Annotated in this window: 15 protein-coding genes and 1 pseudogene; 4 read left to right on the top strand and 12 right to left on the bottom strand. The window is 54.5% G+C overall.

What is annotated here, in order from left to right; genetic code table 11:
- Window positions 1-229 precede the first annotated feature (229 nt).
- The 6 genes from PYR65_RS30510 to PYR65_RS27410 form a co-directional block, all read right to left on the bottom strand.
- On the bottom strand, window positions 230-553 hold the full coding sequence (locus PYR65_RS30510; RefSeq protein ID WP_328518526.1) for a DUF4142 domain-containing protein: 324 nt from the start codon (window positions 551-553) through the stop codon (window positions 230-232).
- A gap of 277 nt (window positions 554-830) precedes the next feature.
- Entirely contained in the window at window positions 831-986 is a 156-nt protein-coding gene (locus tag PYR65_RS27430; protein ID WP_276121934.1) for a hypothetical protein, read from the bottom strand.
- Between the two features lie 39 nt (window positions 987-1,025).
- Window positions 1,026-1,205: a hypothetical protein gene (locus tag PYR65_RS27425; RefSeq protein WP_276121933.1), complete on the bottom strand. Its 180-nt coding sequence runs from the start codon at window positions 1,203-1,205 to the stop codon at window positions 1,026-1,028.
- Between the two features lie 177 nt (window positions 1,206-1,382).
- Window positions 1,383-1,889, bottom strand: coding sequence for a response regulator (locus PYR65_RS27420; RefSeq protein ID WP_276121932.1), 507 nt, complete (start codon window positions 1,887-1,889; stop codon window positions 1,383-1,385).
- A gap of 283 nt (window positions 1,890-2,172) precedes the next feature.
- Window positions 2,173-2,952, bottom strand: a complete 780-nt coding sequence (locus PYR65_RS27415; RefSeq protein ID WP_276121931.1) for a Crp/Fnr family transcriptional regulator — start codon at window positions 2,950-2,952, stop codon at window positions 2,173-2,175.
- A 387-nt stretch (window positions 2,953-3,339) separates the two neighbouring features.
- Complete coding sequence (locus PYR65_RS27410; protein WP_276121930.1) at window positions 3,340-3,546, bottom strand: hypothetical protein; 207 nt, start codon at window positions 3,544-3,546, stop codon at window positions 3,340-3,342.
- 256 nt (window positions 3,547-3,802) lie between these two features.
- Here PYR65_RS27410 and PYR65_RS27405 point away from each other — a divergent pair, with 256 nt between their 5' ends.
- Window positions 3,803-4,531, top strand: a complete 729-nt coding sequence (locus PYR65_RS27405; protein ID WP_276121929.1) for a Crp/Fnr family transcriptional regulator — start codon at window positions 3,803-3,805, stop codon at window positions 4,529-4,531.
- Between the two features lie 24 nt (window positions 4,532-4,555).
- On the opposite strand, the gene PYR65_RS27400 is transcribed toward PYR65_RS27405, so the two are convergent.
- The 3 genes from PYR65_RS27400 to PYR65_RS27390 form a co-directional block, all read right to left on the bottom strand.
- Window positions 4,556-4,750: a DUF6894 family protein gene (locus PYR65_RS27400; RefSeq protein ID WP_276121928.1), complete on the bottom strand. Its 195-nt coding sequence runs from the start codon at window positions 4,748-4,750 to the stop codon at window positions 4,556-4,558.
- A gap of 537 nt (window positions 4,751-5,287) precedes the next feature.
- On the bottom strand, window positions 5,288-5,800 hold the full coding sequence (locus PYR65_RS27395; protein ID WP_276121927.1) for a DUF4142 domain-containing protein: 513 nt from the start codon (window positions 5,798-5,800) through the stop codon (window positions 5,288-5,290).
- 51 nt (window positions 5,801-5,851) lie between these two features.
- Window positions 5,852-6,091 (bottom strand): DUF982 domain-containing protein, encoded by a 240-nt coding sequence (locus PYR65_RS27390; RefSeq protein WP_276121926.1) that lies wholly within the window; start codon window positions 6,089-6,091, stop codon window positions 5,852-5,854.
- Window positions 6,092-6,263: 172 nt separating this feature from the next.
- On the opposite strand from PYR65_RS27390, the gene fsa reads away from it, so the two are divergent.
- Window positions 6,264-6,917, top strand: coding sequence for a fructose-6-phosphate aldolase (fsa, locus tag PYR65_RS27385; protein WP_276121925.1), 654 nt, complete (start codon window positions 6,264-6,266; stop codon window positions 6,915-6,917).
- Window positions 6,918-7,030: 113 nt separating this feature from the next.
- On the opposite strand, the gene PYR65_RS27380 is transcribed toward fsa, so the two are convergent.
- Both PYR65_RS27380 and PYR65_RS27375 read right to left on the bottom strand, forming a co-directional pair.
- Window positions 7,031-8,032, bottom strand: coding sequence for a sensor histidine kinase (locus PYR65_RS27380; protein ID WP_276121924.1), 1,002 nt, complete (start codon window positions 8,030-8,032; stop codon window positions 7,031-7,033).
- A gap of 299 nt (window positions 8,033-8,331) precedes the next feature.
- Entirely contained in the window at window positions 8,332-10,278 is a 1,947-nt protein-coding gene (locus PYR65_RS27375) for a hybrid sensor histidine kinase/response regulator (RefSeq protein ID WP_276121923.1), read from the bottom strand.
- A gap of 575 nt (window positions 10,279-10,853) precedes the next feature.
- On the opposite strand from PYR65_RS27375, the gene PYR65_RS27370 reads away from it, so the two are divergent.
- Complete coding sequence (locus tag PYR65_RS27370) at window positions 10,854-11,324, top strand: transposase (RefSeq protein WP_276121922.1); 471 nt, start codon at window positions 10,854-10,856, stop codon at window positions 11,322-11,324.
- Here the strand turns inward: PYR65_RS27370 and PYR65_RS27365 are convergent.
- Window positions 11,311-12,524 (bottom strand): IS3 family transposase gene (locus PYR65_RS27365; protein ID WP_276121921.1). Its coding sequence is split into 2 segments (ribosomal slippage): window positions 11,311-12,188 and window positions 12,188-12,524, totalling 1,215 coding nucleotides; the frame shifts between segments, so codons are not numbered across the junction. The genes PYR65_RS27370 and PYR65_RS27365 overlap by 14 nt on opposite strands.
- Before the next feature lie 73 nt (window positions 12,525-12,597).
- On the opposite strand from PYR65_RS27365, the pseudogene PYR65_RS27360 reads away from it, so the two are divergent.
- Window positions 12,598-12,738: pseudogene (locus PYR65_RS27360) on the top strand (transposase); the annotation flags it as partial.
- Between the last annotated feature and the right edge of the window lie 686 nt (window positions 12,739-13,424).

The raw sequence follows: 13,424 nt of genomic DNA, 5'->3' as shown, positions 1-13,424 counted from the left end.
AATCGATTTCGCCTTTCTCCTACAGATCGACGACATGCATGAATGCGCGATCCTGCTCAATCGGCGAACCGGTTGCCGCAGCTTTATCTATCAAAAACTGCTAAAGTTCGTCTGTTTCCGTCGTTCACGACAACGCTCGACTGAAAAGTTCCGCCTTGCCAAGCAGGGCGAAACCAATGTGGACCAGTGAGATTGCTTTCGACTACTTATCAAGGCCCTGCGCCATCATCTAGTGATGTTGAAGGGCGTGAAGCGTCTTCGATGCCCAAGCTTTAAGTTCCGCGTTGTCACCCTCCTCGCCGTATCGCTTGAGAAGATTGACGGCATTTTCGTGTGCCTCAACCTGTGCGTCGACCAATTCCTCGTCAAATTCTTTGCCGTCCAACTTCGCGAGGTCGCCAACCTGTTCCTTATCGTCTTCCGTCAGATCTGCGACGGGTGCCCCCTTGACCTTGTTGCTTGCAATCATATCTTTCAGTTCCGCAGATGTGTTTTCATGTTCCTTGATCATCTGCTGGACAAACATTTTTGTAGCTTCGCCACCTTTTTGCAGAGCGAGTTTGCTCGACTCAATTTCGAACGTCGCTTGCCGATGCCTGCATAATAAAATCTTCAGTGGTGGGGGCTACTCCGAGTGCCGAGTTGACACCCGTAGCCTCGGTTGCCGACTGTGCAAAAACAGAGGTTGCGACGAGCACCAGTGAAGTCGCGATGATGATGGTTTCATAATTGCTATCTCCTTTATGCGCGGGAAGCCAACCAAAAAACATCAAGTTCCAATTATTTAATCCCCTATTGCAAACGAGCTTTTTTGACAGAGAGATGCCTTACTAATAGGTCACAGATGTCTGCGATGCCCGACAAGCTTCTATAAGGGCCCGACTTAGTTTCTCATCGGACAGGGTATATGGCCTGCCATGCTTTGCCGCGATCTTGCGCAGCAATTCGGCAAGCATCGCAAAGTCGTCCTGGTCTTGTTCACTCATATGCCTGCTCCGGTATCGTGGGAAGAAATGCTGTCGGGTTCAGTCGGGAAGGTCGAACCGCCGGACGACTTGCTCCTCGAAATGGCGTATCTGCTCGCTCGTAAGTGCGTTTTCGCCGTCAGCAATGATTTTTTGGGATATTATCACCGCGTAGGCGTCATGAATCTCGTCGTTATCAATCATCAGTTTCAGATATTCCCGGCGCTTTTCGCTGGCCATGGGGGTTTCCTTTATCAACCTTGGCGTTCATCTGCCGCGCCGCTCGAAGGGCTTCGGTTTTGCGCTTGTTCGCGTCTACCCGCGCCTCTTCGCTCACGGTGGCAAAAAGCTTTGAGACTTCGAAACTGCCGCGTGGTGAAGATCCCCTCGGTCTCCGCTTGAGTGCCTCCGTATCACTCATGCCTCTGCCTCCAACCGCTGATGAAACTCTCGCATCTCCACGGCCTGATGAATGATGGATGTTAGTTGCGTATCGTCGAATGGCTTATGCAGCCAGGCGGCGGCTTGAAATCCTGAGGGAAGATCGCTTGGATGGGATGCTGAGCAGAAAATGATCGGGACACCGCGCGACTGCAGCATGTTTGCGACTGTGGTGCAGTCTCCGTCTCGGAGCCGAAAGTCTAAAACAGCTGCCATTGGCGTTCTGGACGCCAGCCAGTCACTGGCTTCGTTGCGGGATGAACATGCTTTGACGGTATAGCCTGCTTTTCTGAGAATGTGCTCAATATCGAGCTGGATAAGGGGCTCATCCTCAAGGACTAAAACAGCCTGGACGTCAATAGGCTTGTTTAGAGCGGCCATTTCCTGGGAAATGGCATGTAGCAGATCTGGACCGCCGCTCGCGTTCCCCTTTACCAACCTGACCGCTACAGACGCGGCCATTTTGCCAGCGTCATCACCCATAGTCCGATCGTGCGCCGCACACCATTGCCGGACTGCAAAAACAACTGAGTCAGCTTGAGTTTCGTCTAGGTATAGAAGATCAAGGAGACACACAGCTTTGCTCCGCAATTGGGCAAGAGCGCACGTCTCTCTCAAACAGTCTCAGCCAGGTATGCTCAGTGGGACTGGTAGCCTCAGTATGGGCTGAAACCGGGATGTCGATATAACCTATGTTAAATGACCGCACTCTGTACGATTGCTTACCAAGATCGCTGCTCGGCTAGATGGCTGAAAAAGTGACTATCTACGCTTTTGAACTGGCGCCGCTTAGGTGCTGTTCTCGTCCGTCTTTCACCTTGCCCGAATTGCCCTGCGTGTCTGTGCCCATCAGCGTGCGATACTCTTGTTCAGGGCTCCCATAGGAAGCGCCTGCGAACGCCTCAAGCCCTTCGCGATCAACGATGTGGATGTGATTGCGCGTAGAATGGATGAATCCATTTCCCTCAAGGATATGAAGCGCATCCGTCACGCTTGGCCGCCGTACCGCGAGCATCACAGCCAGATACTCATGCGTCAGGTGGAACCCATTACCATCGACACGGTCGTGGCACATCAACAGCCACCGCGCCAACCTGACGTCGATTTTGTTGGCAGCGTTAGAAAGGGCCGTGTAGGAGACCTGCGTTGCGAAATTATGCGCAAATCGCGTGAGCACTCTTTCTAGCTCTCTGTCCTGGTCGAGCAATTCTGTCAGGGCTTCCCGATCAATCCTGTGGCCGTCACCCGGTATTTGCACGACGATGTCGTGCATACTGACATCTCCACCAACCGCTGCCACGGTGGGTGAGAAACCATCCCGGCCAAACACCCCAGCCTCAGCCACGACACCGTCAGTTTCCAGCGTTACGGAGCCGACGCCAGATTCTGGAAAATATACATACTCGACCTGCTCTTTTTTTAACGCGATCAGGAAATCTTTTGGCAACAAAACGGGGATCAGAAGCAAATTGATGCGCTGCCAGGACCGTTCTGACAAGGATGCTAGCAAAAGATTGCGAGTTCTCATTGGGTTGGAGACCGACATTGCACTTCCTTGGTAACTCAATGGGTACGCCGGTTTAAACCGTAGCGGATGTTACTGCAGCGAACAGGTGAGGTCCTGTTGTCAAGATTGTTCGTTTTAAAGTAATGAGGTGTAAATTATATCCTACCATAAGTCGCAGTGCCTCGTCGTAGTACATCTGATATTTTGTCGTGACACGAACCGGAGGAAACTCATACCAAAACCGTCATATACAACCGACCTGCTTCATGCCGCTAAACTGGCAACATCCGAGAGGGTGATCTTCTGTTGATCTATCTTATTAAAATAGCGATCACCCACTCGAAAGGTGACGCAATCAAGGTCGGCCAGAATGCTGCTTAAACCGCTCTGTTAAGCAAGCGCCTAAACTAATAAATCCACGAGCTATCACACCGCCGGCTTCTTTTTTTCTGGCTCAATTTCCATTACTGTGTGGTGATCTGTGGGAGGTGTATCGTCAGCCGCAAGCTGAGCATCTCGCATCTGGGTGATTATTGCGAGCGTTTCAGCGGGTGGGGTACCCTTTTGGAATTCCGTCAACATGCGGCGCCGATACAGCGCCTGCTCCGCCCCGCTCAAAAGCCTTTGCTTCACGCACATTCCTCTCAGAGGCGGTTCGTATCACCCTACATCGCGACCATCTGGCGATACATTTCAGGGGCGAATTGCCGAAACCAATGCTTGAGGCCTCTGTGGAGCGTCAGCATTTTCGAGGACAATAGGTTAAAAAAACCCAGTTTTCGATGTGGTGCATTAACATAGGTAATATTGGGAAAAATTGTTTGCTGCTGAATGTGCCGGGCGATGATCGTCTGTTGTGGTCGTCAGCGGCAAACAGGAGATGCACAAGGTGCCCAATCCATTTATTCGGAAACTTGAAAGTTTTGGGCCTTTGCACGAGGACGATCGTGAGTGGCTGCTTTCGATTACAAGCCGAGTGAAGGAAGTTGGTGCGGATCAGGATCTGATACGGGAAGGCGATAATCCAGAAAACGTGCACTTGATTTTGGATGGCTTTGCAATGCGCTACAAGCTGACATCAAAGGGCAGGCGTCAGATTTTCGCGTATTTGATACCGGGCGATTTCTGCGACGTGCATGTGGCGATTCTTCGTAAAATGGATCACAGCATCGCAACCTTGACCCCGTGCCGTGTGGTCGAAATTTCTCCCAGCACTATCATCGAGATAACAGAGCGCCGACCGTCGATGGCGCGGGCATTATGGATGTGTTCCCTGGTGGATGAAGCAACCCTGCGGGAATGGCTTGTCAACATCGGACAGCGGTCGGCGGCCCAGCGCATTGCGCATCTGTTCTGCGAACTTCATGTGCGGCTAGAGGTTGTAGGTATGACCGAGAACGGTTCGTTTGAATTGCCCATAACCCAAGCCGAAATTGGTGACACGATGGCGCTTTCGACCGTTCATGTTAATCGAAGCCTTAAGGAACTGCGCGAAACCGGGCTTGTGACACGACAGAACGAGCGGTTGATGATTCCAAACGTTGCCCGTCTCAAAGAGTATGCTGATTTTGATCCGGCTTATCTTCATTTGCGATGGGGCAAGCATGGTGCTGCGTAGACCACTCCTATCGGCCTGCCCCGATTACAAACCGTGCCGGTCCACCGAAAAGGAAAGGCCGTAGACGATAGTCCCTTTCTCGTCGGCTACCATCATCTGCCATGCCTTGCCCGCCCAGACTTGTTCGCCGTCGCTCAGCATCTGGCCGGCTGCGCGCATAGACTCACGCCGCATCGTGTCCATATCGGGATAATCGACACCGATATCATCGATAGACATTTTGCCATTCAAGACGTGAAAAAAATACCGAGCCATACAGGGCAACTCCGTGTTCTGCCGGGAGCACGAAGTCTCTCTGTCAGAAGCTGGCCAAAGGGATGCGCTGATAGCCCCTTAGACAGGGTATTCGCGAACTTTGATACTACAAATGTTAATCGCGCGAGTGACAGAGCTATGAGCGGCGACAAGTCTCCCTCTTTTCGGTCGTCGGAGCGAACGACTGACTGAGCGGGAAGTTGAAGAGTGCTCAAAGCTGCTAATGGAAAAAAGTGATGGTAGAGTCTAAAAAAGGTAAGTCTACCGTCAAGGCGATCCACGACGACGCAAGGGACAATATGCACGAGGACTTAAGCACAGCGACAACAACGGAGTCGTCAGCGCCTAGCCCCGTATTATGACTGAATCGGACGATGCCACCGCCCACAAAGCGCCGCCTGGAAAAAAGCCCGTCAGCAAGGAGTGGACTCTAAATTACGAGGAGCGGGATGCTGGCGACGGAGAGTTCAACGGATAACTCTGACGGACTGTCTTTAAGGTCTATTCCTTGGTCAACCCATGGATTCGTACAGTGTGGGTGCGTAACGTGCCCAGCGTTTTTTCAGCAAGGCTTTTTAGCGGGCCGCCAGAGCTGTTTTTGGCATAATGTTCAAACAGACTGACCGCTTCTTCGTGAGCAGATATCTGAGTTGAAAGATAGGCCCGATCGAAATCCTGATCGGAAGAAGACTTCAGCGCTTCACTTTCCACGGTGTTCGTCGTCGAGGCCCGCTGGAAGCTGCACATGCTCTTCGCCTGCAGCGTTTGCCAGCCTACTCCTGCCTGTTCATGGTCCGAAATCATATCGGCTGCGAAACTCTTGGCGGCCGGGTCTTTCCCACGGTCAAGAACCAACTTTGCGGCTTCGATCTCAAACGTGTGTGAAATAGCTGCTTTTTCGGCAAAACCTTGAGGGGCTGGGGTATCCCCGTGAGCGAGGGATATCCCTGGAAGAATAGTTATATCCATTGCTATTATGGCCGTGACGGTCAATTTGGAAAAAATCTGGTTCATGATTGGTACTCTTGTCGTTAAACCACGGCTCAGCACTTAAGTTCCACAGAATCAGGCAAACGGAATGTTCATGTCGGGCGCGGCGGCTACAAATGCTCTGCGCGCATCCTTAGGCGACAAGCCCATTTCGAGCGCAGCGTGACATTTGTCTTTCGCACGCTCAAAAAACCAACCCTCGCGAGAAATCCAGGTATCAAGGTTTCTTAGCGCCTCCGATGGTCCTAAAATAACAAGCTGGCCGCCATCATGCGAGACCACAAGTAAGGGCTTTTCCCAGAAGATTTCGGCCAACCTAAAACCCCGCAATGGAATTTGTGCAATGCAGCATAACTTGATTGGATCAGCATTGTTCCCTGGAGATTAGTCAATATGGAACTAACCGGCTGCTCACTGTTTGAGAGACAGAATACCGGTCGTTAAGCGTTCTCAAACGTGCGATATCGCTGTTCTAAGCGAGGCATTCATGAAATTTTTCGTCGATACCGGCAATATTGGCGAGATCCGTGAACTCCAGGAAGCGGGCTTGATTGATGGGGTCACAACCAATCCATCTCTGGTGCTCAAAGCGGACCGTCCAATCAAAGAGCTACTGGAGGAAATTTGTGAGGTGACCGACGGGCCGGTTTCCGGAGAGGTCGCATCCCTGGAGTTGGACGACATGATGCGAGAGGGGAAAATTCTTTCCGACATCGCTCCCAATATTGTCATCAAGCTCCCTCTGACACTCCCCGGCCTAAAGGCTTGCAAGCGGTTTACGGAGCAGGGTTTGAAAACGAATGTCACTCTCTGCTTTTCTGCCAACCAGGCAATACTTGCGGCCAAAGCTAGCGCTACTTATATCTCGCCGTTCGTCGGTCGTCTTGATGATACCAACATTAACGGCATGGACCTCATTGCCGATATCCGTCGCATCTATGACAATTATTCCTTCGAGACCCAGATTTTGGCGGCGTCCATCCGAACTGGTAATCATGTACGTGAGGCGGCGCTTGTGGGCGCAGACGTCGTAACGGTACCTGCAGCGACCTTAAAGGCCCTCGTTAAGCACCCATTGACGGACAAGGGGCTCAAAAGCTTTGTCGCAGATTGGAAGAGCACCGGGCAGACGATTAAATAGGAAAAGCAAGCGGCACTCGGGCGATGAAAGTCCTAGCTAACCGGAGGGGGTGCGACCGGTTGCAAGGTTGCTTGTCAGGCAGAGAGCATTCTCCAAACGAGAGACAGGCTCCGTCACTTAGTGAGCTTTTCTCCACTCAGGGTGAAAATAACGACAACGCCTTTTTCTGACCAGTCATAGCTGATTGTCCCGCCGAGTTGACCCGACACACTCCTTTTGAGCAACTTGCTACCGTACCCCTCAGCGCCATCAGGGGATTCGACCGCTGGGCCGCCACGCTCTGTCCAGGTAAGGGTCACATTGTTCCCCTCTGCCGAGCCAGAGAGGTCCAAAATTCCGGTATCGATGGAGAGGGCGCCATACTTCATGGAGTTTGTCGCCAGTTCATGGAAAACAAGCGCCAGGGCGGTCGCCGCTCCCTCCCCTACACCCATGCGAGGCACCGCGACCCGAATGCGCCCCTTGAAAGCACCGAGATCCTCGTAGGGAGCCAGCAGAACCGACAAAAGGTCGCCTAGCAGGGTCGCGTGCCCTTGCGCGCCGGGAATAGGGCGAACGAGGTCATGTGCCCTTCCAAGGGCCGTCAGTCGAGCCGTCAGCTCCTTGGCCATCTCCTTGGCAGTCGTCGTCGATTGCGCGGTGATATTGGTGAGACCCATGGCGATGGCCAGGAGGTTTTTGACCCTGTGGCTCATTTCGCCGGCGAGGAGCTCGTTGCCTTCTTCAGCCTGTTTGCGGCCGGTGACGTCCAGGAATACGCCAAACATCTGCCCCTCATGCAAAGCGGTATCATCGCCTATGCCTCGCGCAGAGATCCAACGTATTTCATTGGCGACGATAATCCGGAAATCGATCTCGTAGGAGCCGACGATCCCCCGTGTTGCCGTAAATGCCGCGCGCACCCGATCTCGATCGGCCGGGTGGATATGGGCGGAAAGGTCTTCGAATTTTACCTCGCCGCGTTTGACGAGCCCCCATAGCTTGAACCCATGCTCGTCCATTGCAAAATGGTCATCGGTAACGTTCCAAGACCACAGCGCAACCCCTGCTGCGTGGATGGCACGGCGCAAGTTTTCCGGCTTCCAAAGTGGATGACTGGGATCGCTGAATGGCATAGATATCTCCATGGACAGACGTAGTCCTTACTGTAAAAATTCGGAGAAATCCATCGTGACAACCGGTAGAGTGAGCCAAGTAATCCGACTGAACACTGCCTTGTTACCCCTTAGCCATCGAACATATCGGCGCGAAAACGAGCGACCTTGTTTTCCACGTGCTCATGGCACTAGCTCCACAATTATGGCTTTCTACGCTGAAACGCAGGTGCCTCGCCCGGTGCCGCAGCTCGCCACGCACAAAACTTGGCACCAGGTTGTCCAAGAAAGTCTCTCCGACGATCCACCTCAAAGGCCAGCTATGGCTTGCTTAGACCGAGGCAAAGCGCCAACGCTTCATTCAATTGCTCCTGCATGAATGGTTTCGCCAGTCGTTGGAGTCCAGCGCCCACGCCGTTCGGCAGTTCCGCGTACCCGGTCGCAAGAATAACGGGAATGTGCGGATACCGCAAAGCGAGTTGCTTAATCAACTCCACACCGGTCATCTCTGGCATCGCTTGGTCCGTAATGACGATGTCCGGTAGACCTCCCTCATCAAGCATTCGAAGGGCCTCCTTGCCAGACTGCGCTTCGATGGCAACATGGCCGAGATCTTCAAGCATTAACGCGGTATTCATTCGAACGAGAGCGTCGTCATCAACCGCGAGCACCGTCAGCGACCGCTCAACGAGTGGAGGCACATCGGCAACAACGTCAGAAGCTGGGTTCTGCTTTTCATCCGGATCAGCGATCGGAAGCCAAAGTTCCGCCCTCGTTCCTTCCCCTTGGCGCGACTTGAGCACGAGGGCGCCGCCCGACTGCGCCATGAGGCCCTGGATCATCGGCAGTCCAAGGCCGGTGCCCTTCCCGATACCCTTGGTGGTGAAGAAGGGCGTCGTCGCCTTCTCCAGCGTTTCATTGTCCATCCCGGCTCCCTCGTCGGTAACGGAGAGCACCATATAGTCCCCTGCCGGCAGATCTTCGACTTGTCCCGACCCGACAACCCTGCGTCGGGCTTCGATGGATATTCTCCCACCGTGGGGCATCGCATCGCGAGCATTGACGACGAGGTTAAGCAGCGCGCTCTCGAGCTGGTTCGGGTCGGACATGACCGGTGGCATCATTAGCGGGAACGTCGTGGCAATTTCGATGTCAGGACCGATGGTGCGCTCGATGAGCGACGCCATTTCCTTCACAAGCTCTGGAAGATCGACTCGTTCCAGCTTGAGATCCTGTTTCCTCGAAAACGCGAGCAGCCGCTGGGTCAGCGCTGCGCCGCGTTTTGCGCCTTGAATTGCGTTCTCGATCAGGTCAGCGTTGGGTCGGCCCGACAACGCGCGCTTCTTGGCGATTTCCAGGCTTCCCAGAACCGCAGTCAAAAGATTGTTGAAGTCGTGGGCAATCCCGCCCGTCAGTTGGCCGACCGCCTCCATCTTCTGAGCCTGGAACAGTTCCTGCTGTGCGCGCTCCAGGGCTTCCTGAGCTTGCCGCTTCTCGGTGACGTCGCGCGTCACCTTGGCGAAGCCGATCAGGGACCCGTCTTCACCATGGATCGCATCGATGATGACGCTCGCCCAAAAGCGCGTCCCGTCCTTGCGCACACGCCAGCCTTCTTTCTCAAACCGCCCTTCCTTCGCCGCGATCTCCAGCGCCTTTTGAGGCAGCTCGGCTGCACGATCCTCCTCCGTGTAGAAGCGCGAGAAATGTTGGCCGATGATCTCGCTAGGCTCATATCCCTTGATGCGCTGCGCGCCGGGGTTCCAACTCGACACCTCACCTTCAGTTGTCAGCATGTAGATCGCGTAGTCGGTGACGCCCTGAACCAACAGCCGGAACTGTTCTTCGCTACGTCTGAGCACTTCCTTGGCAATCTTACGTTCAGACAGGTCGCGGGTGATCTTGGCGAATCCTATAAGCTTCCCGCCGGGATCGCGGATGGCGTCGATCACGACATGAGCCCAGAAACGTTCGCCATCCTTTCGCACGCGCCAGCCCTCAGCCTCGAAGCGTCCTTCGTTCTCGGCAGTCGACAACGCCCGCTGTGGAATGCCGGCTTCACGGTCTTCAGGCGTATAAAACCGCGAGAAATGCTCGCCAAGGATCTCGGCTTCCGTATAGCCCTTGAAGCGGTTGGCACCCGAATTCCAGCTACTGACGTGTCCCTCGGGATCGAGCATATAGATTGCGTAGTCGGTGATGGCATCGACCAGCAACCGATAGCGCCCGTCCAGCCCATCGGTCTGGAGCGTGGTCACGTCTGCACTCATCGTCATTTCCCTCGTTAGACGGTTTGGCCGTCAACTCAGCTAGGAACTTAGGTCGTTCCACCCAGACAACAAGCCCCGCTCTACGGCTTTCACACGGTCCACTGATCCAAGCGAGGACGTTCGGTGTTCATGGCTTCCCACGTCGAAATCCTCCTCCCCATCACTGACCCAGGCCCGAACCGGGAGATTCTAAGAAGAGTCCGGGACGAAGAGCGGAAGGTTCCTTCTTAGCAGGTTTCATTCTTTGGATATTCGCGATCGTATTGTGTCGATGGTCGACAGCGGCCAGGGGCGGCGGCGCGACATTTCTGTATCAGCGAAAGCGCTGCGATCAAACTTCTTCGGCGTCGCACGATAACCGGCACGGTTGCGCCGTTACGGCAAGGCCGCCCGGCGGGGAGCGGCAATCTTTCGGCCTATATGGCGTTCCTGATCGCCCAGGTGGAGCACAAGCCTGATATCACGATGCCGGAACTGGCCGACAAGCTTGACGAGATGCATGGTGTTCGGGTCCCCGCCTTCTTCGCTGTCGCGTGTCCTGGTGGCCCAAGGGTTCACATATAAAAAAAGCCCTGATGGCATCGGAACGCGCACGCGCAGCGGTGCGGCTGGATCGTGACGTCTGGATTATAAAGCGCCAGCCAAGGATGCGGCTGGAACCACATCGTCTTGTCTTTATTGACGAAACATCCGTGAACACCATGATGGTGCGTCTTCGCGGACGTTGCCCGCGCGGTGAACGGCTGCACATGCAGGCGCCCTTCGGCCATTGGGGAACGCAGACCTTCATCGCCGCCCTGCGCTGCTATGGCCTGACTGCGCCATGGATCATTCACCACGCCATGAACCGTGTCTCCTTCGACACATACATCGGGACGCAACTCGCCCCGACGCTCTCACCCGGCGACGTCGTCATTCTGGATAATCTGGCGGTTCACAAGAGCAAAACAGCCATCGAATGCCTCAAAGACCATCGGGCGTGGTTTCTCTTTCTGCCGCCTGGAGTGCACCCCGTTTCACCGGACAGGTCGGCTAGTTTGATTTAGCCCTGATGAACTGCCGAGGGGAAGCCATCTTGAGCGCGGAATGTGGATGGATTTCGTTGTAGTCCTCGATCCATCCGTCGATGAGCCGGAGCGCTGTTTCGGCGTCCGGAACTTGAGATATGCGGATGTAGTCCCGCTTCAAGGTTTTGACGAAGGCTTCCGACATGCCGTTCGACTGGGGGCTTGCTACTGGCGTGAAGCAGGGCGTCAGATTGAGCGCCTGGGCAAATAGCCTCGTGTCGCGCGCTGTGTAAGCCGAGCCATTGTCCGAGAGATGCTCGATGGCATGCGGGGCCCGGGTTGCTGCGAACCGCTTCTCGATGGCCTCCAGCATCATGTCGCGCACGTCCGAACCGGAGATGCCTGCATTGGCGACCGCAGTCCAGGCGATGATCTCGCGGTCGAAGGCATCGATGATGAAGGCGAGCCGAATGACCTCACCATTCCAGCAGGAGAACTCCAGGCCATCCGAGCACCAGCGCAGGTTCGAGCGCATGACCATGACCTTGCCGTCGTGGAGACGGCCTTTGCGAACGGCCGTACGCTTCTCCAGCAGCATGGCGTGGTTGCCCATGATGCGATGAACTCGTTTGGCGTTTACGATAGGCTTATCGGCGGCTCGCCTTTCGCGATTGAGGAGCGCGGCGATCCGCCGATAGCCATAGGTTGGCCTTTGATCCACCAGCCTGCGGATGACAGGCAGAAGCTCTGCATCCTCGGCCTTGTGATAGGAGCCGCGCGGTTTTGAGATGCCTTTCAGCCGCTCGACGAGGTTGGAACGGGAGACGCCCAGGGTGTCTGCAACGGTCTTCATGGCGAACCGTCCTTCGGCAACAAGATCGGCCGCGATATCCGTTTTTTTGAGTCCGCTTTGGACAATGCTTCCCGGAGGATTTCCACCTCCATCGTCTTGCGGCCGAGAATGCGCTCCAGCTCGCGGACGCGGTCTTCCAGCTTCTTCACTTCCGAATTGCCGACAACCGGCTCATCTGAATCCACGGCTGCAGCACCTCCCTCGCTCAAAAGCCTGCGCCACCGGTAAAGCAGATTGGGCGCAACGCCATGGCGGCGAGCGGTGGACGATACCGTCTCGCCTGGTTCGAAACTCTGCTCAATGATTGTCAGCTTCTGCTCGGTTGTCCACCGTCTGCGGCGAACATCACCCGTCAGCAATTCAACGTGTCGATACTCGTTAGACATAAGCCTGTCCTCAAGCCTGTGCTTGAGCCTTTCTGCTTATGCCGACTGTCCGGTCGAAATGGGGTGCAGTTCACCGCCATACAGTCCTGACCTCAATCCAATCGAAATGGCATTTTCAAAAATCAAAGCGCATCTGCGAACCGCAGAAGCCAGAACCTTCGACGCGCTTTAAAACGCTCTCGGATCCATCTGCAACCTCTTCAACAGAACCTAATGCTGGAACTATCTCAAAGCGGCAGGATATGCGTCTCATGAATCGTACGATGCGTTAAGCCGGCCAGCTAGCCAAAAAAAAATGCCGCCACTCCCGGTTGGAAATGGCGGCGTAATATGGCTCACAATATAAAACCTGCAATATGGAATGCACTGCCTCACTCTCCCAAGAGTGTTCACATACCACTACTAATTTAGGGGTTTTGCAAGTACTAATACTGGGCTCTTGGCCTCTGCGAGCATGATGTCACGGCCATGTCACGTCATAGTCACGTAACCTTCTAGTTTCCTCATGGTGTTTGCGGCTAGGTAAGCCCTATATACAAAATAGTGGGCGTCGAGAACTGCGTCCACGTCGGAAAGCTTAAGGTCTGTTAGAGAACCGATCTCAGCTGTAGTGCAGCCAGTGAGGCCTGTCCGAGTTACTGCAGTTCCTCTTAGATTATGAAATGTGAGCCCGACGATGTCGGCCTTTCAATCCGCCAAGATGCTCTGAACCCTTCTAAGGCCCAGGGCTTCCCAAGCGCATTTACCAAGATAGTCGGGGCGACTCTAACTGTCCTGGCCAATAGCTCGCGAAGTGGCTGCACGATGGGCACTGCTACCCTCACGCCAGTCTTGTCTTGTCGCAGCTTCAGCTTCTCACCATCATAGGCGTTCCATAGGGCGTGCCCGCTCCCCGGATCG

The organism is Pararhizobium qamdonense (genome assembly GCF_029277445.1).
Classification (GTDB): Bacteria; Pseudomonadota; Alphaproteobacteria; order Rhizobiales; family Rhizobiaceae; genus Pararhizobium; species Pararhizobium qamdonense.
This window is presented reverse-complemented; position numbering and strand designations above follow the sequence as displayed.